Here is a 22,675-nt window from a genome sequence, read left to right as displayed (position 1 = left end):
TATATATTAATTTAAAATTGTGATATAATCTATAAATATATACAAAAATAGTTTTAGAAAAATAAGAGGAGTATAAAATACATGAATATATTTAAAAAGATAGCTGGAAAGGCTTTGTATGCTATAGCTAAATTGATATCAATAATATTGGATGTTTTAATTAAAACAATTGAGACCATAGTAACTGTTGTAGGAGGTATAGCAAAAGGATTTGTTGCCTTGATAGGCATGGGAGGTTGTTTAATAGTCTTTATGTTAGCTGGACCTTTAGGATTTGCATTGCTGTTACATCCAGCTGTACTTTTGACTATACTATTTTTTGTTATATTTCCAATACTGGGAACTAAATTTGTATCTTATTTAAAATATATAAAGTATATCATAACTGAGTATCTTTTTGATCGTGCTTATTTTCTTATAGACGGAATAAGTTATCAATTTAGATCATTTGATGGATACAAAGATAAATACAAAAAAATGGAATATGAGAGAAAAAGAAAAGAACAACAACGAAGACAAGAAGAGCAACAAAAAGAATGGGAAGAAAGATTTAGACAATGGAACGAATATCAAAATTATCAAAGGGGAAATAGTGGACATAGCAACTATGAATGGTATGGTCAAAATACTGGGTATGGTAATCAGACTTATGTAAACCCAACAGCTGAGTTTAAAAGTAAATATGAAAAAAGTTGTGATTTATTAGGCGTTGGATATGATGCAGATAAGTACCAAATAAAATTGGCATATAGAAAAAAAGCAAAAGAGTATCATCCAGATTTAAATAAATCACCAAATGCAACAGAGATGTTCCAACAGATAAATAATGCTTATGAGTTTTTAAGTGATGGTAATATAGAGAGGTATAAGAATATGATTTAGAAAGAGGGGTTTATTTGTGAATTGGTTAAAAAGATTTATGACGGGTCGTTATGGAGCGGATCAATTATCATGGGTTATTCTAGGAATTTATTTTATTATATCTATTGTGGCAAGAATTTTAAATAATAGAATATTGTACGTATTTGGTATAGTAGCTTTAGGAATACTTATATACAGAATGTTTTCTAAAAATATATCAGCTAGGTATCAGGAAAACATGAAATTTCTAAATACATGGAATCCTATAAAGAGGAAAGTAAACAATAGAATTCAGCGAATAAAGGATTTGAAATATTATAAGTATTATAAATGTTCTAATTGTAAACAAGTCCTTCGTGTACCAAGAGGCAAAGGTAAAATTTCTATTACTTGCCCTAAATGTAAAACTGTAATGATAAAGAAGTCTTAAGAACTAATGGGATGGTGTATTTAATTATACACTCATTTTATAAAGATATATATTAGTCAAGTCCATAGATATACCAAATACATCCATAATAATTTGGATGTATTTGGTATATGATAGTTTTACTTAAAAGCTTCTTCAACTATTTTGACTATGTTTGGTACAACGTCATCAACAATTATTTTTCCTCTTGCAGCTGAAGATGATTTAGCTGATGCAAGTATTCCTGTTTCAGGAACTATATTTTTTTCTATAGGATATCTATAATAAGTTGCTGGACTAGCATTTTCAGTATCTAATATTTTGTCTTCTCTAACAAGTTCTGGAGCAAAATACATCATTAATGAAGTTTCTGTAACAGCAGCGTGTTCTAGAGCCCAACCTGGGAAAGGAACTTCATCAAATACCTTATCAATTACATCAGGTGACATGGGATCCCACCAGTTTGTAAGAAGAATCTTTACTTTATCACCATATTTTGTAGAACATAAATCCATAGCTTCTATAATAAATGGTTCATTTTCAAAATGAGCACTTAAAATAAATATTTTTGTAAAACCATCACGAACAAATTCATCGATTATATCCATTACTAAAGCTTGTAATGTAGCTCCATTTAAATCAATAGTTCCTGGGAATAATGGTCCACCACCACTTAATGGTTTAGATTTATATCCATAGGAAAGAGTTGGAGCAACTACGCCATTTATTTTTTCAGCTACACGATAAGCGAATTCTCTTGCAAGTACTGCATCTACACAGGTAGGTAGATGAGGACCGTGTTGTTCTGTAGCACCTATAGGTAATATGATTACATCATCTTTTTTCTTTGCAAATTCTTGCCATGTCATGTTTTCCATTTTTAGATTTTCATACATAATAACCTCTCCTTTTCATTTCAAAAATTTTACTGATTTCTTCAAAATAAACTTTTTAAACCATAAATGTGATGTCAAATGGCCTGAAGGAAGTATATATCTTTTAGGCTTTCCCATTTTGGTCCACAAATCCTTAGAAGATTTTCTAGGTATAAATGGATCAAAGGCTGCATTTATCATTAAAACTTTATCTTGATTTATCATTTTCGCAAACAATGATGGGTCATATCTAAAACAGTTAGGTAGACTATTTAAATCATCTATGCTACTAAATTTTTTAGCTTGTTCATCAAAATTTTCATGTATTTTATGGCATCTTTCTATATTGCAACTACCCTTATCTTCATAGCGAACTCTAAGTACCTTAGTTGCAACGCTTTTCCATGTAATGTATAAAAAGTTACCTCCAGAAACTATAAATATGGCTTTATCTAATCTATTATCTAAAGCTTTAGATATGGTTCCTATCATACCTCCAAAGCTAAAGCCCATAATATGTATTTTCTCCATACCGATATTTTCTAAATAATCAACACAAGATAGTATATCAGTAACTGATTGATAAAATCTTTTTTCAATATCACTTGAAGTTCCAGAAAGAAAGTCTATTTTTTTATCTTTAGGCATCCTTTCAAAATGATATGGTAGGACAGGCATTATTGTCGTATAGTTGTAGTGGGCTAAATTTTCAGGATAGTATTTTAAATAGTCAAAATTTCTACTACCTAAACCATGTACAAATACTATACCTTCCTTTCCATGCCCTTCAAATAATAGGGCTTTTCCCTTATCAACATATTTATCACCAGAAGGATATGGACTATTAAAATATAAGATGTTTTCATTTTTCCTTTCAAAAACTACATTTTCCCTAGAAATACTATACATATTAATCTACCCTTTCTTTAATTAAAATCTCTAAAGGCATAGTTAAATATAGAAATGTTTAACAACTATCATAATAGTATAATCAAATCAATTTAGTGTCAAATATGAAAAGACACTATTAAATTATTTCCCTTGACCTTAGCCTTAGGCTGTTGTTATGGTTGCTCATACACTATCTATAGTTCAGAAATCAGACAATATAATTGTTATTTCAAACGGAAAAGTATCAGAACAAGGAACCCATGAAGAACTTTTAAACAACAAAGGAAAATATTTTGATATGTGGAATGCAGAGCAAAATTTAATATAGGATATAAAGAGGAAACCAGCTCACATTATTAGCGGGCTGGTTAATTTTATTTTTGTATAGGAAAGTGTATCTCAGTTTGAAAACCCATTGTATCTCCACTATAAAACATAACCTCTCCATTATGCAATTCTACCACTTGTTTTACAATTAATAGTCCCAATCCATGGTAACTATCTTGATTCTTTCTTTTTTCAATTTGTATTTGCGTTGGTTTGTTTAGAGCATTTATTTTTTCTTCTGAGCAGCCTTTCCCATTATCTTTTACTGTGATTACCATTCTTTTAGCATAAGATACAACATGAATATATATATCACATCCATTGGGATTATGTTTTATAGAATTCAAGATTAAATTTCGAAAAGCTCTTTCAAGAAGACCTGCATTACCTTTTAGTATAAATTTATTATTTGGTTCAATATGAAAATCGAAAGAATATTTTTCGTAATCACCTTGATTTATAAAATCTACAATAATATTTCGAAGTAGTTTAACCATATCAATAGGTTCATTATCAATTTTAGTAAGGTTATATTCTAATCTTGATGTCAAATTTAAATCCTCAATCAAACTTCGAATGGTTTCACTACCTGAGATGATCTTTTGAAGATGTTTTTTTTCTTCTTCGTTTAGTGTAGCACTTTTGGATAATTGATCTGCATATCCTAATACCAAAGATAGCGGTGTTCTAATATCATGACTTACCTCAGCAATCCAATTAGCACGCATAGAATCTTGAGCTTTAAGCTTTTCTGAAGTATCATTTAGTGCCATCTGAATATAAGACAATTCACCATTACCTTCTAGTTTTATTTCTTTTCCTTTTGGCAAGTCGCAAATTGCTTTTGTAATAGGAAGAATATCTCTAAGTAATTTACCCTTAGAAAACCAGTAAAAAGCGAACAATATTCCTATATTAAGTAAAATATATAAAGCTATATATTTTGTAGAGCCCTCATTCCCTTGATGTCATAATAGTTAGCAGGATATTTAGCATAGCTATTCTTTGGAAATCCCAAGACCAAAACTCCTTTTTCTGTAACATAAGTAAATATTGGATAGTCTTTTAAATAGTACCGAGTAAAAAGTGCAATATCACTTCTAGAAAAAGAATGAGGAATTTCTGATGGGAGGTCTATATTCCATGCTATATTCCCTGATTGTTCATCTATTAGCATTGTCCATATATGGTTATCTTTTAAGGTATGTAAAATGGTATTATTTATATTAATTTCTTCTTTGCCATTATTTATCTCATTTATGAGTTGATTAGCGACATCATTTGGTTTTACTAATCCAGCGTTTCTCTTTACAGATTGATATCCGATGATAGTAAATGCTAAAAGGTTAATAAGAAGAAGGAGTACCAATGCAACAATAAATTGAAGAAGTTTGCGTTTGATAAATGTACTTGTAGATTGCAAATTATTTTCCTCCTTCCACAATTAGCTTATATCCCAATCCCTTTATAGTAATTAATGAATTTGGGTGAGATGGATTAACTTCAATTTTTTCACGAATCTTTCTTATATGAGCCATCAGTGAATTTTCATATCCATAATAGGCATCTCCCCATACTGCTTGACATATATTATCGATAGTTACAATACGGTTATTATTTCTATTAAGAACTTCAAGAATTGCAAACTCATTTGCTTTTAAAGGGATAAAAGTATTGTCTTTTTCTATTTCGGCACGATCCCAATGAATAATTGCATGTTTTAAATTTGTAGTTTTCGAATCCTCAGGATATGCTCTTTTTAAAATTGCATGGATGCGAAATAGTAGATCTTTTGGGTAAAAGGGTTTAGTTAAATAATCATCTGCTCCCAATGAAAATCCATGGTATTGGTCTTCCATATCATCTTTTGCCGATAAAAATAATACAGGTATATTTGAAGACTTACGAATTTCCTTTAGGATATCATACCCATTTCCATCTGGAAGCATGATATCTAATATTGCTAAATCTACCTCACTATTTTTAAAAACAGACAGAGCTTCTTCAACGGAAGTTGCTGTCGTAATATTTATATAATTTTCCTCTCGCAAAATCATTTGAATCATTTCAAAAGTTCAAATTCATCATCTACAATGAGGATTTTTTTATCCTTTAAATAATCAAAGTTATTCAATAATGAACACCTCCATACATTAGTATAGCATGGAAAATAGCAACAAGTTTATAGAAATTCTGATTTAAGGTAGATTTAAGGTAAGTATAAGGATGATATAAGGTTGGCTTGTTATACTACCCATATAAGGATGAAGAAAGGATGTGTATCTATGACAAATGAAGTAATTAAGCTTAATAACTTACAAAAAGAAATAGATGGAACTAAAATTGTTGATATTAAAGGTCTTACTGTAAAGGAAGGTGAGATTTATGGATTTTTAGGTCCAAATGGTGCAGGTAAGTCTACTACAATGAAACTTATATTAGGTTTGATGGAACCAACACAAGGGGAAATTTCTCTTTTTGGGAAAAAGGTAAAAGGTAATAGAAATCATGAGTTAAAACAAATTGGTTCTCTTATTGAAGAACCATCATACTATGCCAATTTAACAGGATATGAAAACTTAATGGTTATGCAAAAATTATTAAAATTTCCTAAAAAGAATATCATGGAAGCATTGTCTATTGTAGGGTTAGTAGAAGCTAAGGACAAATTGGTGAAAAATTATTCTTTGGGAATGAAGCAGAGGCTTGGTATTGCCTTAGCTATTGTGAGATTTCCTAAGATTCTCATTTTAGACGAGCCTACCAATGGACTTGATCCAGCGGGAATACATGAAATACGAGAACTTATCAAAAGTTTTCTTATCATTGAAAATTGAGAAACAGGCTATTTCCATAAGCATTGGTTTGTTTGGTGGATTTTTAGGAATTATGATGAGTAGAGCACCAAAAGTTTTAAGACGAATTCTTCCCTGGGGATACATTGGAGTTTTATCACCAGTAAAAATGATTTCTCTAAAGGTTGGAGATGGAGCTGTAGCTAGTTTCATACCGAAAACAGGGTTTGCAATAAGAGAAATAATTTATTTTCTAGTAGCAGTAGGGCTTATGTTATTATTTTCAAGTATCTTGAAGAAAAAGAATAGAAGGTGATCAAATGTTTAATTATATTACAGTGGAATTTAAAAAAACAAAGAAGAATTATCTATTGCTTATTGGGCTATTCTTTGTGGCATTTAGTTTATTTATAGGAACAGGTATTTTTGTTATGAACCGAGATGTTTTAAATGAGGGAACCTTACCCCTTGTATTGTGGGGACAATCTGCTTTTTATTATAGTCAGATTTTCTTTCCAATTATGATAGCAATTCTCTGCTCTGTAGTTGTTGGAGTAGAAAATAGAAATAAGAATTGGCAAAGAATGAAAGCTAATGGAGCTAGTATAGGGAGGATCGTACTTAGTAAAATAATCATATTATCTATATATGTTTTATTAATTCAATTTATTTTTTATACTTTGTTTATGTGTATAGGAAAATTTGTTGATATTCCTTTTGAAAAAGGAGATGAAGTTAAGTTCCTATTATGGACGATTTTAGGATGGCTAGGAGGAACATCCATTATATCTATTCAAGTATTTTTTAATATTAGAACAGAGAGCTTTACCAAACCTATAGGAATTGCAACAGCAGGTGCATTTGTAGGATTCTTTATTATCTTTATCAGTCAAGATTTATTAAGAATTTATCCTTACTCACAAGGTACAGTAGCTATGAGATCTAGGGTATTAATGCCTATGCAAGGAATAGATTTAATATTATTTATCATTATTAATTTGGTAATGTTTTTAGTAGGGCATCTTTTCTCAGTACGTACACTAAAAAGAAGGAGTTATTAACTGTTTTTAATTCCCAAGAAAAATATTGACAACAATATAATTATAATATAATATTAGAGTGAACAATGTTCATGAGGTGAAATAAATATGGATAACAATAATAAAAATTACAAGAAAATCATTTTATCACAAGCAAAAGACATCGCTATTAAACAAGGCATTTCAAAAGTAAATATTCGTTCAGTAGCAAAGAACAGCGGAATTGCCATTGGTACAGTGTATAACTATTTTCCATCAAAGGCAGATTTATTAGTAGTTATTATTGAAGATTTTTGGAAAGGTGCTTTTTCAGAGATTGATTGGAAGGACCTTGAAGGTAATGATTTTTATCAAAATTTAGAACAAATTTATAATATTTTATATTCATATCTTAGCAAATTTAAGGAAAACTGGTTAGAACAGTTGTATCTATTAAAAAAGGATGAAAAGTTGCTTGGAAAACAAAGAGAAAACAAATACTTTGAAAAAATTTATAATATAATAATAGAATTAATGGATATGGATAATTGTATCAAAGAGTATCAATGGTCTGATATCATTACAAAAGAAAAAACAGCAAAATTTATATTTGAGAATATGTTGATTATGCTTAAAAGTGAAGAACAAGATATAAGTTTTTTTATTGAAATTTTAAAAATAATATTTAATCAACAATGAACTTTGTTCACAAATATTAAAAAGGAGTGATAATATGCAGGCTATTATGGAATCTTTATTTGATATTATCTATTTGTTTAGTGTTATTATATTGGGGACAATAATGATATCAAAAAGTGGGAATAACAAACAATATAAGTTATTTGGTTTGATGGCTGTTTTGTTAGGTGCAGGGGATGCATTTCATTTAGTACCTAGAATGTATGCATTGTTTACAACTGGGCTTGAATCTAATGCTCATATATTAGGAATTGGAAAATTTATAACTTCAATTACTATGACAATATTTTATGTCATACTATATCATATATGGAGAATACGTTATAGTATTGTAGGGCGTAAGGAGCTTACGTTTTCAATTTATGCCTTAAGTATTATACGAATAGGATTATGCTTTTTCCCTCAAAATGAATGGTTAATATTTAATCCACCTGTTTTGTGGGGAATATATAGAAATATTCCATTTTTAATTATGGGGATTATCATTATAGGTATTTTCTATTCAGAAGTCAAAAAACATGGGGATAATAATTTTAAATATATGTGGCTTGCTATTGTATTGTCCTTTGCATTATATATACCAGTTGTATTGTGGTCTAATAAAATCCCATGGATTGGTATATTAATGATACCAAAAACTCTTGCTTATGTTTGGGTAGTAATTATGGGGTATAGAGAATTTAAATCTGTTGTTTGCAACCATTAGTTAGAAGTTTTTATTAAGAAAATAGTATTGCACTAAAAGAAATTCCAACTGTATTTTAACAGTTGGAATTTCTTTTTAGTAAGCCGTCCATCCACTATCGGCAGTTATACATTGGCCATTAATAAAACTTGAATCCTCAGAAGCTAAAAACAGTGCTAAATTAGCAATTTCCATACCGGTTCCGCTTCTTGGATTTCCACCTACATTTGCCATTATAATATTAAGTCCTTCTTGATTTACATTTTTCATAAAGTCTCCAGTAGCTATTTCAGTTTCAACGCCACCAGGGCATATAGCATTACATCTAATATTCTTTTTAGCATACATATATCCTGTATTTTTAGTTAAACCTACTAAAGCATGTTTAGATGCAGTATAAGCAGCTCCAGCTCTTGCACCGTATAAGCCACCAATAGAAGCAACATTAACAATATTACCGCTACCTTGTTCTAAAAAAATCTTTACTGCTTTTCTACTGGTATAGAATGGTGCATATACATTTAGACTAAAAACTTTTTCCAACATATTATCATCTACATCGCCTACAGGGCTAAAATTATCCATTATACCTGCATTATTTACTAATATATCTAATTTCCCAGAATTATTGTAAGCAAAATCAATAACTTTTTCAGCTTCTTCTTTGTTTATCAAATCCGCACCATATGGAATTATTTTTCCTTCAAAGTTTTTTACACTGTTTGCCAGTTCCTCAAGTCTTTCAACTCTTCTAGCAACTGCATAGACTATAGCACCTTCTTTTGCAAATAAATAGGCAATATCTTTACCCATCCCTGCACTTGCTCCAGTTACTACAGCTACTTTACCATGTAATTTCATATAAAACACTCCTTTTGGTTAAATTCTTAATAAGAGTTATGCTTGTTATTATATTAATATACCAATAAATGTAGATTATAAACATTAAAAAAGATATTTTCAATATTATGTAATTTTAAAAATGTTCTTTGTGTTTTTGTATGGACATAAAACAAGGTTAAATATATACTAGTATATAAGGAAGCAACAGTGACGAAATAAAAAGAATTACAAAATTCAAGGAGGGATAGTATGGATAAGGTTATTGATAGATTCAAAAGATATATTGCAGTAGATACAAAATCTGATGAAAATAGTAGTACTTGTCCAAGTACAAAAGGACAATTAGAACTGGGGGCTTTATTAGTAGAAGAATTAAAGGAAATAGGTCTTAAAGATGTAAAACAAGATAAAAATGGATATATATATGCTACACTTAAATCAAACATTGACAAAAAGGTACCAACAATAGGATTTATATCACATTTAGATACTAGTCCTGATTTGGATGGTAAATGTACAAATCCAAATATTTTCACGTATGAAGGCGGAGATATTAAATTAAATGATAAGTATACTATGACACAAAAGGAGTTTCCATTTTTAAAGGATCTTGAAGGTAAAGAACTTATTACTACAGATGGGACAACTTTATTAGGTGCAGATGATAAAGCTGGAGTGGCTGAAATCATTAGTGCCATGGAATACTTGATACTAAATCCTGAAATTAAACATGGAGATATCAAAGTTGGCTTTACACCTGATGAGGAAATAGGAAGAGGAGCAGATTTATTTGATGTAGAAGGATTTGGAGCAGATTTTGCTTATACTGTTGATGGAGGACCATTAGGTGAACTAGAATATGAAAACTTTAATGCAGCAAGTGCAAAGGTAGAAATTGAAGGACAAAATGTTCATCCTGGTTCAGCAAAAAATGTAATGATAAATTCTCTAAGAATTGCAATGGAACTTGATAGTATGTTGCCAGTAAATCAAAAACCAGAGTATACAGAAGAATATGAAGGCTTTTATCTATTGTGTGATATGAATGGTAGTGTAGAACATACTGTTTCAGATTATATTATTAGAGATCATTTCATGGATAAATTTGAAGAGAAGAAAGAACATTTTAAAAAAGTAGTTAATTTCCTAAATGAAAAATATGGAAACATTATTACCGTGGAAATAAAAGACAGTTATTATAATATGAAAGAAAAAATAGAGCCACATATGGAAATTATAGACCTTGCTAGAGACTCCATGCTAGAACTTGGAATCAAACCTCAAATTCAGCCTATTAGAGGCGGTACAGATGGAGCAAGACTTTCCTATATGGGTTTACCATGTCCTAATCTCTTTACAGGAGGGTATAACTTCCATGGAAGATTTGAATTGATACCAACAGAATCTATGAAGTTGGCAACTCAGTTGATTGTAAAGATTATTGAAAATAATGCTAAATAGATAAAATTTAATATGTTGACTATTGGTACAATCTAATACTATTAAATTGTTTAAAAGGGAAATTTGGTGAAATTCCGATACGGTCCCGCCACTGTAATAGATAGAACCTTACTTATACCACTGTACATTAGTATGGGAAGGTGTAAGGTTTGCAATTCTTAAGTCAGGAGACCTGCCAATAGAAAAACGCTGTTTATTACTCACGAGGATGGGGAGGTGTTGTTTGTTATAATTATGGAAAAAACTATGGAAAAGAAAAACAAAAAAATCAAATTTCTAGGTATGAGAGTAATAAAAACAGTTATTGCAGTATACTTGTGTTTTTTAATAAGTTTCATTAGAAAGACATCGCCTTTTTATTCTGCAATAGCTTCAATATTATGCATGCAAAATAGTCATGATAATAGTTTTAAAGTAGGAAAAAATAGAATGATTGGAACAATAATTGGTGGACTATATGGGCTGCTAGTTATAGTAGGTATTGACTATATTAATGTTGAGTTATTTAGTCCTATTTATTATTTAATTTTAAGTTTGTTTTTGATTCCAATTATATATACAAATGTTTATTGCAAAACTGCTAGTTCAACTTATATTAGTTGTGTAGTCTTTTTAAGTATTACAGTATCTCATATAGGAGATGCATCACCAACTATTTTTGCATTAAATAGGATAATTGATACATTAATAGGAATATTAATTTCTCTTTTAATAAATAAAACACTTTAAATTATTTTATAAGGCAATCCAAACATTCCCTTAAACTGCAAGTTTAAGGGAATGTTTTTTTATTATAAAGAGAATAATAAGGATTTTTGTCAAAAATACTGTTATTTTTCTATAATTTTTGTTACAATGGAGTTTGTGAATTAAAATACAATATATGAAAGGAAGGTGTAGTTTTGAATAATTTCTATAGTTTAAGAGACAATCGAGTTATTTCTAAGAAAGAAAAAAGCAAATCTGATTTTTTAAAAGGTGCAAAAGATGGACTACCTATCACACTAGGGTATATTCCTGTTGCTTTTACATTTGGCATGATGGCAGTTAATGGGGGTATACCTATTTGGATGGCAATTTTGATATCATTAACAAATCTTACATCTGCAGGACAATTTGCAGGAGCCAATTTAATTATAGCTAATGCTTCCATTTTCGAAATTACATTAACTACATTTGTAATAAATGTACGTTATATGCTAATGTCATTATCTCTTTCTCAGAAAATTTCACCTGAAACATCTTTGGCAAAGAGATGTATAATGGCTTTTGGAATTACAGATGAGATTTTTACAGTTGCATCCTTAGAAGAAAAAGAGATTACTTTTTCCTATATGATGGGATTAACTGTTTGTCCTTATTTTGGATGGGCTTTAGGTACTACATTAGGAGCAATGATAACTTCATTATTGCCAGAATCATTGCAAAGTTCAATGGGAATAGCATTATATGCAATGTTTATTGCACTTATTGTTCCATCAGCCAAAAAATCTAAATCCGCATTAATTGTTGTAATAGTTGCAGTATTAATGAGTTGTACTTTTGAATTGTTACCAAGTATGAAAATAATTTCAGGAGGATGGAGTATAATCATTACTACTGTTATAGCAGCAACTATAGGAGCAATACTTTTCCCAAGAAAGGATGATTAATTTGAGTAAAAAACTAATAGCAGTAATCATGATGGCTGCAGTTACATATTTAATACGAGTTATTCCAATAGCAATTTGTAGGACTAAAATAAAATCAAGATTTATAAAATCTTTTTTATACTACATACCCTTTGCTGTTTTGGGAGCTATGACTTTCCCAAGTATATTATTCTCTACTTCAAACATATATTATTCAATAATAGGTACAGCTACAGCTTTAATTTTAGCTTATTTTGAAAAAGGATTATTGACAGTTGCCTTGAGTTCAGTATTGGCAGTATATTTATGTGGATTAATTTTCTAGAATTAGGGAATATAATAGATATAAGGAGATATGATCATATGAAAAAAACAGTATTGATTACCGGTTCTTCTAGGGGAATAGGAAGAGCTACGGCGAAAAAGTTTGCTTTAGAAGGTTATAATGTAATTATTAATTACCATAAAAGCAAAGACAAAGCTCTTTCTTTATTAGAAGAGTTACTTTCATCAGGTGCAAATGCTATTGCTGTACAAGCTGATGTTTCTGATAGAAAACAAGTTGAAGCAATGTTTGAAGAAGGATATAAAAAATTCGGAAATATTGATGTACTTGTAAACAATGCAGGCATTGCTGATATGACTTTGTTCACTGATATTACTCAAGAACAATGGAAAAGAATTTTTGATGTAAATGTCAACGGAATGTTTAATTGTTGTCAATGCGTTCTTCCTAAAATGATTAGTGAAAAGGCAGGAAGAATTATTAATATCTCATCTATTTGGGGATTGGTGGGAGCTTCTTGTGAAGCACACTATTCTGCAACGAAAGGTGCAATTATAAGTTTTACTAAGGCATTGGCTAAGGAACTAGGTCCTTCTAATATATTGGTTAACGCTGTAGCTCCAGGAGCAGTGGATACTGATATGATTGCAGGAGTTAGTGAAGAAATTCGGGAAATAATCAAGGATGAAACACCACTTGAAATAATTTGCAAACCAGAGCAAATTGCAAATGTAGTATATTTCTTGGCAACAGATGAAGCTTACTTAATAACAGGCCAAATAATAAATGCAAGTGCTGGTTTTGTAATTTGTTAGTTGGATGTATAAAAAATCCTTATCTGCAAAGGATAATCATAGAAAATAATTGGAGGTGATACTTTGCAGATAAAATTATCTCAAAAGGAAAGAATGTTATTAGAAGATGGCAAGAAACAAGAAGATTTATGTGTAAAAAAATATCAAGGATATGCAGCCAAAGTTCAAGATGTACAACTTAAAAATTTATTAACAGAAATTGCCCAAGATGAACAACATCACTATGATATGATCAACCAAATGTTACAAGGAATGGAACCCAATATGGCTCATAGTGGTGGAACAACAACTCTGCCAACTGATAATACATTACAACAAGTTAGTGGAAATGTAAATGATCAAATATTACTAGAAGATTTGTTGTCTACTGAAAAATATGTATCCGGGTTTTACGATACAACAGTATTTGAGGCAGCAAATCCTAAAGTTCGCCAAGCTGTTCAACATATACAAACAGAGGAACAAAATCATGGTGAAAAGCTATTTAACTATATGAATAGTCATGGAATGTACAATGTAAAATAAAAATGGATCAGGCTTTTAAGCCTAATCCATTTTTTATTCTAAAAGTTCAAGTTCTACAACAGTATCAATATTATTTGGTAGTGGGTATGTAAGTTGTCCAGGACTACCAAAATTAATAAACATATGATCTTCAAAATCAAAAGTATTCCAAGGATTGATTATTTTGATTTCAGATCCGTCAGACAGTAGGCGAACCTTTTTAACTCTATTTGTTAAACCAGAAAGCCCAAGTGGACCTATGCTAGGTTCAAATATATGTGCATATAATTTATTACCATTTTGAGTATAGTAACCCCATTCTGGTTTTGGAAGACTAGATTTACCACAGTTATAAATACTGTTACCATTGTCTTTTATCCATTTACCAATTTCCTTCAAAATATTTAATGATTCTATAGGTATTTCTCCCTTTGCATTTGGGCCAACATTTAATAACAGATTTCCATTTTTGCTAACACATTCTACCAGCTTTCTGATAATCATTTTAGAAGACTTGAAATTCTTGTCATTTGAACAATATCCCCAATGATTATTCATGGTGATGCAGGCTTCCCATGGTATTGAATGTCCGTCTTCATCAACTAATCCTTCAGGTGGAATTATTTGTTCAGGTGAAGCAAAGTCTCCAGCAAAAAAGCTAGGATTCTTAGTTCGAATACTTCCAGCATTTTCTCCACTAGCTTCTAATCTGTTATCTATGATTACATCAGGTTGCAATGACCTTACCATATTAATAAGCTCTGTTGCTTTCCATTTTTCACCACACATATCATCATAAGAAAAATCAAACCAAAGTATATCTATCTTTCCATAGTTTGTACATAGTTCACGGACTTGTCCATGCATATATTCAAGGTAATTTTCAAAATCATGTTCAAAATCTTTATACGCTATATTTTCTCTCATAGGATGATGTCTGTCTCCATAGTGAGGAAAATCATCATGATACCAGTCAATGGTAGAGTAGTAAAGACCAATCTTAAGTCCTTCTTCACGAAAAGCATCAACATATTCCTTTATTAAATCCCTACCTGCTTTGGTATTAGTTGCTTTGTAATCAGTAAGCTTACTGTCAAATAGACAGAAACCATCATGATGCTTAGCTGTCATAACTACATATTTCATTCCTGCATCTTTTGCAGCACGTGCCCAAGATTTTGGGTCATAGTTAATTGGATTGAATTCATCGAAATATACTCGATAGTCTTCTTTAGATATTTTTTCGTTACTTCTTATCCATTCACCTCTAGCAGGTATTGAATAAAGTCCCCAATGAATGAACATACCAAACCTGTCTTTTAAAAACCACTGCGTTCTTTTAGTTCTTTCCTCTACTAGATTCATTTTGCTCACTCCTAAATTTGTTATTGTTAATTGTATTATACCACGGATGGCTTTTATGGAAAAATATATATTTAATGATATTAAGATGATATATTCTTGAGGTGCAACTTTATTATTTGTTACTTGTCTTATAAATAGTATAAATAGGTACATGCTTACATATTGAAAAATTCAATAACGTTGGAAGCACACAAGAAATATGTATAAAATAGAAATGATACATATTGAATATTCACAAAATAATCTAGGTTAGGAGTGATATAGATGCTAGATGAAAAACAAAGTCTTTTAAATGAATTAGCAAGAAATGTAGTAGAAATGGAAGAAGATGAAGTAGTGGTTACCGCAAATTCATTTATAGAAAAAAACTTTGAAGCTTATGAAGGAATTGCTAATGGATTAGCTAAAGGCATGGATGAGGCTGGTAAGCTTTATGAAGAAGAAGAATACTATATTCCAGAATTACTTATGTGTTCAGATGCTATGTATGCAGGGTTAGATGTTTTGAAGCCTCATTTGAATCATGATGAATCTAATGAAAAATATAGAGCCATTGTTGGAGTAGTCGAGGGAGATACTCATGATATAGGTAAGAATTTATTTAAGATTATGTTAGAGACTACAGGTTTTGAAGTTTATGACCTAGGAAGAGATGTACCTCCAGCTGAATTTGTAAAAAAGGCAAAAGAACTAGGAGCAAACTTGATAGGTCTTTCAACACTGATGACAACTACAATGGATAATATGGAGACAGTAATAAATATGTTAAAAGAAGAAAATATGAGAGATAATGTAGTAGTTATGGTTGGAGGAGGACCAATTTCACAGAACTTTGCAGACAAAATTGGAGCAGATGGATATGCACCAGAAGCTTCAAGAGCAGCAAGACTTGCTAAGGAATTAGTAAGGGGGAAAACTCAATGCCAATAGAATCGCTATCAGCTAAGGAGAGGTTATATCGTGTAATTAAGGGGGACAGCGTAGATCGTCCTCCTTGTATTTGTCCTGGTGGAATGATGAATATGATCATAGAAGATGTAATGGATATTACAGGAGTGAAATGGCCAGAAGCTCACGAAAATGCTGAAATGATGGCAAAGCTAACTATGGGAGTATATGAAAATGGAGGATTTGAAAACTTTGGAGTACCCTTTTGCATGACAGTAGAAGCAGAGGCCATGGGAGCAACTGTAGGTTTAGGGACAAAGATAAATGAACCTAGAGTGATAAAATATCCAATAGCTTCTGTCACAGAATGGAGAAATCTAAAAGAACTTAATATAAATGAAAAGAGAGTAAAAGTGGTATTAGATGCTATTAAGATTCTTAAAACTAAGAATACAGAAGTTCCTATTATTGCAAATTTAGTCGGACCTGTAAGTACGGCATCATCAGTGATGGAACCTGTAGATTATTATAAGGAATTAAGGAAGAAACCTAAAGAAGCCCATGAATTGATGGAATTTGTTACAGAAAGTCTTATTAGATTTGCTAAAGCTCAGATAGAAGCTGGCACAGATATAATAGCTATTTCTGATCCAAGCGGTACAGGAGAGATATTAGGGCCAAAGTTATTTCAAGAATTTGCTGTACCGTATTTAAATAAAATAATAAAGGCTGTTAAAGGAGAGGTTCCAGGAGGAACTATAATTCATATTTGTGGAAAATTAAAAAGTGTCTATGGTATTCTTGATTCATTAGAAAGTGATGTTATAAGTTTTGACTCTATAACTAGCGTAAAAGAAGTTGTAAATAATGTAAATGATAAAGCTATCATGGGAAATGTAAGTACTTTAGCTCTTGAAAAAAGTTCTTCAGATATTATTAAAAATCTAGCTAGGGTTTGTATAGAAAATGGAGTAGATATATTGTCTCCAGCTTGTGGAATTGGTCCAAGGACTAAACTAAAGAATATACAGGCACTAGTAGAGGTGGCTAAAGAGTCAACAAAATAATAGCAATATAAATGGAGTGAGTACTATGAACATATTAACAATAAAAGAAAGTGGTATATCTTGCAATTATAGAGAAGGAGAAAGTCTTCTTGATATATTGCAGGGTAATGGGGCTATTATAGAGAGTCCATGTGGAGGAAAAGGTTATTGTGGAAAGTGCAAGGTACAGATATTAGATGGAGATATAAATGGTCTTACTGAAGAAGAGTTAAAGCATTTATCTAAAAAAGAAATCGATGATGGTATAAGACTTAGTTGTTTAGTCTATCCAAAAGGGCCTATACAAGTAAAACTTTTGAATAAAGAAGAAAAAAATTACAAAGGTTTATCAGATGGATATACACCTGAAATAATCTTAAATCCTTTGATACATAAACAGGTTATTAAATTAGAAAAGCCAACTTTGGAAAACAATATTTCTTATGAAGAAGTCTTAGAAAGAGCAATTGGTAGTGAGATAATTCATGATAATATAGGGTTTTTAAAAGCCTTAGCAGATGTTCATACAAGTGAAGAAGCTACCTTAGTATATTGGGATGATAAACCTATAGGCATAGAATCAGGAGATACTAAAGATAAACTATATGGTGCTGCAGTAGATATTGGAACTACTACAGTAGTTGTATCCCTTATAGATTTAAACACAGGTACTGAGATTGAGTCAGAAACATCCATAAACCCTCAAAAGGAATATGGTCTAGATGTATTATCACGTATAGATTTTGTAAAGAGAAAAGAAAATGGTCTTTATTTATTGCAAAAGGCAATAGTAGACTGTATAAATTCTTTATTAGAAAAATTGTGCAATAAAAACAATATAGACACCAAAAACATCTATGAAATAGCTGTAGGGGCTAATGCTACCATGATGCATCTATTGTTAGGTATTGATACCATCACAATAGGTAAATCACCTTATGCTACAATTTTTTCAAAAGAGAAAAACATATGGGCAAATAGCATTGGTTTAAGAATTGCTCATTTTGGGAGACTATATTGCTTACCTGGAGTGTCTAGTTTTATAGGGGCCGATATTGTAGCTGGAGCTGTAGTATCAGGACTAAAACATACTAAAGACAATGTGTTTTTTATAGATATTGGAACAAATGGTGAAATGATATTATCAAAAGGCGGAAAACTAGCATCTTGTTCTTGTGCAGCAGGACCAGCATTAGAAGGTGCTAATATAAGTTGTGGAATGAGAGCGGCAGAAGGAGCTATTGAAGGCATACAGTTTAATGAAGATGGGGTTTCTCTTCAGATCATAGGGGATGGAGAACCTGTAGGAATATGTGGCAGTGGAATATTAGAAGCGATGGCAGAGTTAAACAAAAAAGGCCTTATTAAGAAATCTGGAAGACTCAAGAAGAAAGAGGATTTAGAAAGTGAAGGACGAGATGTATTAGCTCAGCATTTAGTAGAAGAAGATAAGAAAAGAAAAGTTATTATATGTAAAACAAATGATGAAGTATTAAGCTTATCTCAAGAAGATATTAGGCAAGTTCAATTAGCAAAAGGAGCTATTTCCTCGGGGTTCTATGCTCTGGTGGATTTTATGGGAATGGATATGGAAGATCTTGATAGTGTAGTAATTGCAGGGCAGTTTGGAAGACATTTAAAGATAAGCAGTTTAACAGGAGTAGGAATTATACCAGAAAATCTAAAAGATAAGATAAATTATATAGGAAACTCATCTAAAACTGGGGCTATGATGTGTCTTATGTCTAAGGATGCAAGAAAAGAAATGGAGGATGTAGCTAAGGATATAGAATATTTTGAGTTGTCCACAAAAGAAGGCTATGAGAAGTTGTTTACAAAATGCTTGACTTTTAGATAAATGATTAAAAAAATAGGGTGATAAATAATGAGTAAAGTTATAGACTTTGTATGTGTAAGTGATCAATTAGAAGAAATACCTGAGAGTATTGTTAAAAATTCTGGACTAAAATTTCCAGAGGTTCATACTAAAGCTGAATATATAGTGACACTATCAAAAAAATTAATGAAACATAAAAATGATATATTATGTAGACTTCCATTCTGCAATACTGTAGAAGCTGAAGCCTTAGGAGGAAATATAAAATTAGGTGATGCTAAAACCGGGCCTAGGGTTGAAAGCTATGCTTATAGTTCTTTAGATGAATTGTTAGACATTGAAGAAATAGACTTGAATAATAGAAGAATAGCTGAGGTTTTAAAGGCTGTAGAAATATTAAGAGAACAAGGAGAAACAGTGGTTTTAAATGTGGAAGGACCTTTTACTATAATAACATCACTAATAGATTCTAGAGTTTTTTATAAGGGTATTAGAAAGGATTCAGAGAGAGTAAATCAATTTCTTAAAATTATAGAGGACAATATACTGAAGTATATAAAGGAAGGTATAAATAGAGGTGCACAGATAATATCTTTTGGTGATCCAGCAGGAGCACTAGATATAGTTGGACCAAAGGTATATAGAGAATACAGTGGAAAATCCACATTCAACATACTAAAAAGAGTAGAGTCTGTGCTTGGTAATAGTATACTTCATATTTGTGGCAAAACCTCTACAACTTTTCAAAATATGGGTTTAATTGAATCTCATCCCATTAAGCTTAAAGAGGATATAACATATGGACAAGCTATTGAATATATTTTAAGTAACAGAATGGATGTAAAGGTTATAGGGCACAATTGTATTAAAAGAACACCTTTTAAGTTAAAAAATTCTACTATTTGGGATATTAAGCTTAATAAATCTTGACAACAACATTGTAATCTCATATAATCACTATTTGGAGGGAGTAGCTTTCCTTTATGGAATCAAAGTCGTCATGACGGATGATGAATCCCGGCTTTGGTGGCTAAATAGCTTAGTGAGACTCTATGGTTTATTTAAGTACAATAAACCGTAGGGTTTTTTTTGTACTTAAACAAAAAATACAAAAGAGAGGAAGATAAAAATGGACGAATTAATTTTTTCTACACTTAATCAACTTTCTACATTAATTTTGCTTGGAATTATTGCTTTTAGTTTATTTACATTGAGTAAGGGTGCTGATATTTTAGTTGATCAGGCCGTTGGATTATCCCATCGTTGGGGTGTTCCTAAAATGATTATTGGTGCAACTATTGTAAGTTTAGGAACTACATTGCCTGAAGTAACTGTTTCTGTGATTGCTGCAATCAATGGTAATCCGGATTTAGCTTTAGGAAATGCAATTGGTTCAATTATTGCAGATACAGGTTTAATTCTTGGTCTTGCAGCATTAGTAGGTAAATTGCCAGTAGATAAAGGTATCATTGAACATCAAGGACGTTTACAAGTAATGGCTGGAGTATTATTAGCAGTTGTTAGCTTACCGTTTTTTTCTAAGGGACCAGAAGGAAGAATTACTCAATGGATGGGATTTATATTTATTGGATTATTAATACTTTATATTATTGCTACTATTCGTTGGGGAAAAGAATCAAATGGCGAAGAGTCAGCTCCAGCTGTTGAAGAAGATAGTCCATTGATTTTACAGTTAATTAAATTAGTATTAGGTATAGCTTTAGTAATCGTTTCATCTAAAATACTTATTCCAAGTGTTGAAATAACAGCATTACGAGTAGGTATACCTCAAAGCGTTATTGCAGCAACATTGGTTGCATTTGGTACTAGTTTGCCGGAGCTTATAACAGCTATTACTGCTGTAAAAAAAGGTCATGGAGAATTAGCAGTTGGCAATATTATAGGGGCAGATATACTAAATGTACTATTTGTTATTGGTAGTTCTGCAGCAGTAACAAAAGGTGGTCTACTTGTGCCAACTGAATTTTACAAATTGCAAATACCTACTATGTTAATTATATTATTTGCATTTCGTTATTTTGCAAAGAATCAGGATGATTCAATATCAAAACCTGAAGGTGGTTTTTTAGTAGGAATGTACTTTATTTATTTAATATTAAATTATGTATGGATTTAAACTAATTTATCTATATAAATAATCAATACATTTAAGCTTAACTATCAAAAATTCGAATACTATTGGAAACAATTATTATTTAAATATAGAATATAAGTGATAATTAAACAATTCAAAGTGATGAGTAGCTTAAATGAAAGGAGATAAATTATGAACGATCTACCAAAAATTTTCGATGAATTTAGTGAAGCAAGAAGAAATTCTTTTATTAAGGTAAAAGAATACAAAGATGCAGGAGAAAATATTGTTGGAACCTTTTGCACATTTACTCCAATGGAGATTATTTATGCAGCAGGCGCACATCCTATTTCACTATGTGGAATGAGCGAAGAGACCATACAAGATGCAGAAAGAGATTTGCCTAAGAATTTATGTCCACTTATAAAATCTAGCTATGGCTTTGCAATTACAAACAAGTGTCCTTTCACATATTTTTCTGACATTATAGTAGGTGAAACTACTTGTGATGGAAAGAAAAAGATGTATGAATATCTAGGACAAATAAAACCAATGCATGTTATGCAACTTCCTCAAGCCTTAGATAGAAAACATGCAGCTAGAGTTTGGAAAAATGAATTGATAATATTGAAGGAAAGATTAGAGAAGGAATTCAATGTCGAAATAACAGATGAAGACTTGAAAAACGCTATAGAGAAATGTAATGAGGAGAGAAGAGTTTTAAAAGAACTATACTCATTAGGTAAAATGTGTCCTCCACCTATAACAGGTATGGAGACTCATACTGTTTTACATGGTGCTTCTTTTACATTTGATAAAGATGAACAAAACAAAAATATAAGAAACATGGTTAAAGAGCTCAAAGAAGAATATGAAAAGGGAGTAAGAAAAGTTAGTGAAGATGCTCCTAGAATATTAATTACAGGATGTCCTATTGGCGGAGTTGCTAATAAGGTAATTAAGTTAATTGAAGAAAGTGGAGCAGTAGTTGTATGTTATGAAAATTGTAGTGGTATAAAAGAGAAAATACGTTTAGTTGATGAAACAAAAGATCCAATAGATGCATTAACTGAAAAGTATTTAAATGTTGGATGTTCAGTTATGGCACCAAATGATAATAGAATTGATTTAATATCTGAGCTGATAGATGAATATAAAGTTGACGGTGTAATAGATGTAATTTTACAAGCTTGCCACACTTACAATGTAGAAACTCGTAGAATTAAAGATTTTGTTAATGAAGAAAAGGATATACCATATATGAGTATAGAAACTGATTATTCAGCATCAGATGAGGGACAATTAAAGACTAGAATAGCAGCATTTATCGAGATGATATAATT

General features: G+C 30.9%; 27 protein-coding genes and 1 riboswitch. Of the genes, 20 read left to right on the top strand and 7 right to left on the bottom strand.

The window, feature by feature from the left end:
- Positions 1-81: 81 nt before the first annotated feature.
- The gene (locus BQ9840_RS04080; RefSeq protein ID WP_077368350.1) at positions 82-882 is read left to right on the top strand and encodes a J domain-containing protein; all 801 of its coding nucleotides are present in this window, start codon (positions 82-84) and stop codon (positions 880-882) included.
- Between the two features lie 16 nt (positions 883-898).
- Complete coding sequence (locus BQ9840_RS04075) at positions 899-1,291, top strand: hypothetical protein (protein WP_077368348.1); 393 nt, start codon at positions 899-901, stop codon at positions 1,289-1,291.
- A gap of 119 nt (positions 1,292-1,410) precedes the next feature.
- On the opposite strand, the gene BQ9840_RS04070 is transcribed toward BQ9840_RS04075, so the two are convergent.
- Both BQ9840_RS04070 and BQ9840_RS04065 read right to left on the bottom strand, forming a co-directional pair.
- Positions 1,411-2,166 (bottom strand): creatininase, encoded by a 756-nt coding sequence (locus tag BQ9840_RS04070; RefSeq protein WP_077368346.1) that lies wholly within the window; start codon positions 2,164-2,166, stop codon positions 1,411-1,413.
- A gap of 15 nt (positions 2,167-2,181) precedes the next feature.
- A complete protein-coding gene (locus tag BQ9840_RS04065; protein ID WP_077368344.1) occupies positions 2,182-3,054 on the bottom strand; it encodes an alpha/beta fold hydrolase in 873 nt (290 codons plus the stop codon).
- 157 nt (positions 3,055-3,211) lie between these two features.
- Here BQ9840_RS04065 and BQ9840_RS04060 point away from each other — a divergent pair, with 157 nt between their 5' ends.
- Entirely contained in the window at positions 3,212-3,364 is a 153-nt protein-coding gene (locus BQ9840_RS04060; protein WP_077368342.1) for an ABC transporter permease, read from the top strand.
- Positions 3,365-3,410: 46 nt separating this feature from the next.
- On the opposite strand, the gene BQ9840_RS04055 is transcribed toward BQ9840_RS04060, so the two are convergent.
- Genes BQ9840_RS04055 through BQ9840_RS04045 form a run of 3 tightly spaced genes read right to left on the bottom strand, consistent with a single transcriptional unit; the run spans position 3,411 to position 5,429 of the window.
- Complete coding sequence (locus BQ9840_RS04055) at positions 3,411-4,268, bottom strand: sensor histidine kinase (RefSeq protein ID WP_077368340.1); 858 nt, start codon at positions 4,266-4,268, stop codon at positions 3,411-3,413.
- A gap of 29 nt (positions 4,269-4,297) precedes the next feature.
- A complete protein-coding gene (locus BQ9840_RS04050) occupies positions 4,298-4,786 on the bottom strand; it encodes a hypothetical protein (protein ID WP_077368338.1) in 489 nt (162 codons plus the stop codon).
- Position 4,787: 1 nt separating this feature from the next.
- A complete protein-coding gene (locus tag BQ9840_RS04045) occupies positions 4,788-5,429 on the bottom strand; it encodes a response regulator transcription factor (protein ID WP_143254311.1) in 642 nt (213 codons plus the stop codon).
- A 219-nt stretch (positions 5,430-5,648) separates the two neighbouring features.
- On the opposite strand from BQ9840_RS04045, the gene BQ9840_RS04040 reads away from it, so the two are divergent.
- The 5 genes from BQ9840_RS04040 (at position 5,649) to BQ9840_RS04020 (ending at position 8,582) form a co-directional block, all read left to right on the top strand.
- Positions 5,649-6,200 (top strand): ABC transporter ATP-binding protein, encoded by a 552-nt coding sequence (locus BQ9840_RS04040; protein WP_077370093.1) that lies wholly within the window; start codon positions 5,649-5,651, stop codon positions 6,198-6,200.
- Positions 6,190-6,474: an LPXTG cell wall anchor domain-containing protein gene (locus BQ9840_RS04035; protein ID WP_159436072.1), complete on the top strand. Its 285-nt coding sequence runs from the start codon at positions 6,190-6,192 to the stop codon at positions 6,472-6,474. Before BQ9840_RS04040 ends, BQ9840_RS04035 begins: the two co-directional genes overlap by 11 nt.
- Before the next feature lie 4 nt (positions 6,475-6,478).
- Positions 6,479-7,219, top strand: a complete 741-nt coding sequence (locus BQ9840_RS04030) for an ABC transporter permease (protein WP_077368334.1) — start codon at positions 6,479-6,481, stop codon at positions 7,217-7,219.
- A gap of 87 nt (positions 7,220-7,306) precedes the next feature.
- Entirely contained in the window at positions 7,307-7,876 is a 570-nt protein-coding gene (locus BQ9840_RS04025) for a TetR/AcrR family transcriptional regulator (RefSeq protein ID WP_077368332.1), read from the top strand.
- A gap of 34 nt (positions 7,877-7,910) precedes the next feature.
- Positions 7,911-8,582: a hypothetical protein gene (locus tag BQ9840_RS04020; RefSeq protein ID WP_077368330.1), complete on the top strand. Its 672-nt coding sequence runs from the start codon at positions 7,911-7,913 to the stop codon at positions 8,580-8,582.
- A 75-nt stretch (positions 8,583-8,657) separates the two neighbouring features.
- Here the strand turns inward: BQ9840_RS04020 and BQ9840_RS04015 are convergent, their stop codons facing one another.
- Entirely contained in the window at positions 8,658-9,422 is a 765-nt protein-coding gene (locus BQ9840_RS04015; protein WP_077368328.1) for an SDR family NAD(P)-dependent oxidoreductase, read from the bottom strand.
- A 231-nt stretch (positions 9,423-9,653) separates the two neighbouring features.
- On the opposite strand from BQ9840_RS04015, the gene pepT reads away from it, so the two are divergent.
- From pepT to BQ9840_RS03985, 6 genes are all read left to right on the top strand, one after another.
- Entirely contained in the window at positions 9,654-10,865 is a 1,212-nt protein-coding gene (pepT, locus tag BQ9840_RS04010) for a peptidase T (RefSeq protein ID WP_077368326.1), read from the top strand.
- A 6-nt stretch (positions 10,866-10,871) separates the two neighbouring features.
- Positions 10,872-11,060: riboswitch (cobalamin riboswitch) on the top strand.
- A 24-nt stretch (positions 11,061-11,084) separates the two neighbouring features.
- Positions 11,085-11,594 (top strand): FUSC family protein, encoded by a 510-nt coding sequence (locus BQ9840_RS04005; protein WP_200804865.1) that lies wholly within the window; start codon positions 11,085-11,087, stop codon positions 11,592-11,594.
- A gap of 173 nt (positions 11,595-11,767) precedes the next feature.
- Positions 11,768-12,517 (top strand): AzlC family ABC transporter permease, encoded by a 750-nt coding sequence (locus BQ9840_RS04000; protein WP_234978612.1) that lies wholly within the window; start codon positions 11,768-11,770, stop codon positions 12,515-12,517.
- Positions 12,510-12,821: an AzlD domain-containing protein gene (locus BQ9840_RS03995; RefSeq protein ID WP_077368324.1), complete on the top strand. Its 312-nt coding sequence runs from the start codon at positions 12,510-12,512 to the stop codon at positions 12,819-12,821. Before BQ9840_RS04000 ends, BQ9840_RS03995 begins: the two co-directional genes overlap by 8 nt.
- Positions 12,822-12,859: 38 nt before the next feature.
- Complete coding sequence (ymfI, locus tag BQ9840_RS03990; protein ID WP_077370090.1) at positions 12,860-13,597, top strand: elongation factor P 5-aminopentanone reductase; 738 nt, start codon at positions 12,860-12,862, stop codon at positions 13,595-13,597.
- Between the two features lie 63 nt (positions 13,598-13,660).
- Complete coding sequence (locus tag BQ9840_RS03985; RefSeq protein ID WP_077368322.1) at positions 13,661-14,122, top strand: spore coat protein; 462 nt, start codon at positions 13,661-13,663, stop codon at positions 14,120-14,122.
- A 33-nt stretch (positions 14,123-14,155) separates the two neighbouring features.
- Here BQ9840_RS03985 and BQ9840_RS03980 read toward each other — a convergent pair whose 3' ends face one another.
- Positions 14,156-15,466, bottom strand: a complete 1,311-nt coding sequence (locus BQ9840_RS03980; protein WP_077368320.1) for an alpha-L-fucosidase — start codon at positions 15,464-15,466, stop codon at positions 14,156-14,158.
- Positions 15,467-15,730: 264 nt separating this feature from the next.
- On the opposite strand from BQ9840_RS03980, the gene BQ9840_RS03975 reads away from it, so the two are divergent.
- The 6 genes from BQ9840_RS03975 (at position 15,731) to BQ9840_RS03950 (ending at position 22,673) form a co-directional block, all read left to right on the top strand.
- Complete coding sequence (locus BQ9840_RS03975) at positions 15,731-16,396, top strand: corrinoid protein (protein ID WP_077368318.1); 666 nt, start codon at positions 15,731-15,733, stop codon at positions 16,394-16,396.
- A complete protein-coding gene (locus BQ9840_RS03970) occupies positions 16,387-17,421 on the top strand; it encodes a methylcobamide:CoM methyltransferase MtbA (RefSeq protein ID WP_077368316.1) in 1,035 nt (344 codons plus the stop codon). Before BQ9840_RS03975 ends, BQ9840_RS03970 begins: the two co-directional genes overlap by 10 nt.
- A gap of 25 nt (positions 17,422-17,446) precedes the next feature.
- Complete coding sequence (locus BQ9840_RS03965; protein WP_077368314.1) at positions 17,447-19,258, top strand: ASKHA domain-containing protein; 1,812 nt, start codon at positions 17,447-17,449, stop codon at positions 19,256-19,258.
- A 27-nt stretch (positions 19,259-19,285) separates the two neighbouring features.
- Positions 19,286-20,167 carry a uroporphyrinogen decarboxylase family protein gene (locus BQ9840_RS03960; protein ID WP_077368312.1) on the top strand — a complete coding sequence of 294 codons (882 nt, stop codon included), beginning with the start codon at positions 19,286-19,288 and terminating at the stop codon, positions 20,165-20,167.
- Positions 20,168-20,366: 199 nt separating this feature from the next.
- Positions 20,367-21,374 (top strand): calcium/sodium antiporter, encoded by a 1,008-nt coding sequence (locus tag BQ9840_RS03955; RefSeq protein ID WP_077368310.1) that lies wholly within the window; start codon positions 20,367-20,369, stop codon positions 21,372-21,374.
- Positions 21,375-21,524: 150 nt separating this feature from the next.
- A complete protein-coding gene (locus BQ9840_RS03950) occupies positions 21,525-22,673 on the top strand; it encodes a double-cubane-cluster-containing anaerobic reductase (protein WP_077368308.1) in 1,149 nt (382 codons plus the stop codon).
- Positions 22,674-22,675 lie beyond the last annotated feature (2 nt).

This window comes from Anaerosalibacter sp. Marseille-P3206, assembly GCF_900155565.1.
Taxonomy (GTDB): domain Bacteria; phylum Bacillota; class Clostridia; order Tissierellales; family Sporanaerobacteraceae; genus FUHM01.
This window is presented reverse-complemented; position numbering and strand designations above follow the sequence as displayed.

Bases quoted from the DNA above. Each gene is read 5' to 3' on its own strand.
- BQ9840_RS04030 (WP_077368334.1), top strand. From the start codon at position 6,479: ATGTTTAATTATATTACAGTGGAATTTAAAAAAACAAAGAAGAATTAT.
- BQ9840_RS03960 (WP_077368312.1), top strand. From the start codon at position 19,286: ATGAGTAAAGTTATAGACTTTGTATGTGTAAGTGATCAATTAGAAGAA.
- BQ9840_RS03955 (WP_077368310.1), top strand. From the start codon at position 20,367: ATGGACGAATTAATTTTTTCTACACTTAATCAACTTTCTACATTAATT.
- BQ9840_RS04020 (WP_077368330.1), top strand. From the start codon at position 7,911: ATGCAGGCTATTATGGAATCTTTATTTGATATTATCTATTTGTTTAGT.
- BQ9840_RS04040 (WP_077370093.1), top strand. From the start codon at position 5,649: ATGACAAATGAAGTAATTAAGCTTAATAACTTACAAAAAGAAATAGAT.
- BQ9840_RS03950 (WP_077368308.1), top strand. From the start codon at position 21,525: ATGAACGATCTACCAAAAATTTTCGATGAATTTAGTGAAGCAAGAAGA.
- BQ9840_RS03975 (WP_077368318.1), top strand. From the start codon at position 15,731: ATGCTAGATGAAAAACAAAGTCTTTTAAATGAATTAGCAAGAAATGTA.
- BQ9840_RS04025 (WP_077368332.1), top strand. From the start codon at position 7,307: ATGGATAACAATAATAAAAATTACAAGAAAATCATTTTATCACAAGCA.
- ymfI (WP_077370090.1), top strand. From the start codon at position 12,860: ATGAAAAAAACAGTATTGATTACCGGTTCTTCTAGGGGAATAGGAAGA.
- BQ9840_RS03970 (WP_077368316.1), top strand. From the start codon at position 16,387: ATGCCAATAGAATCGCTATCAGCTAAGGAGAGGTTATATCGTGTAATT.
- BQ9840_RS04015 (WP_077368328.1), bottom strand. From the start codon at position 9,422: ATGAAATTACATGGTAAAGTAGCTGTAGTAACTGGAGCAAGTGCAGGG.
- BQ9840_RS03980 (WP_077368320.1), bottom strand. From the start codon at position 15,466: ATGAATCTAGTAGAGGAAAGAACTAAAAGAACGCAGTGGTTTTTAAAA.
- BQ9840_RS03965 (WP_077368314.1), top strand. From the start codon at position 17,447: ATGAACATATTAACAATAAAAGAAAGTGGTATATCTTGCAATTATAGA.
- BQ9840_RS04045 (WP_143254311.1), bottom strand. From the start codon at position 5,429: ATGATTCAAATGATTTTGCGAGAGGAAAATTATATAAATATTACGACA.
- BQ9840_RS04070 (WP_077368346.1), bottom strand. From the start codon at position 2,166: ATGTATGAAAATCTAAAAATGGAAAACATGACATGGCAAGAATTTGCA.
- BQ9840_RS04060 (WP_077368342.1), top strand. From the start codon at position 3,212: ATGGTTGCTCATACACTATCTATAGTTCAGAAATCAGACAATATAATT.
- pepT (WP_077368326.1), top strand. From the start codon at position 9,654: ATGGATAAGGTTATTGATAGATTCAAAAGATATATTGCAGTAGATACA.
- BQ9840_RS03995 (WP_077368324.1), top strand. From the start codon at position 12,510: ATGATTAATTTGAGTAAAAAACTAATAGCAGTAATCATGATGGCTGCA.
- BQ9840_RS04065 (WP_077368344.1), bottom strand. From the start codon at position 3,054: ATGTATAGTATTTCTAGGGAAAATGTAGTTTTTGAAAGGAAAAATGAA.
- BQ9840_RS04080 (WP_077368350.1), top strand. From the start codon at position 82: ATGAATATATTTAAAAAGATAGCTGGAAAGGCTTTGTATGCTATAGCT.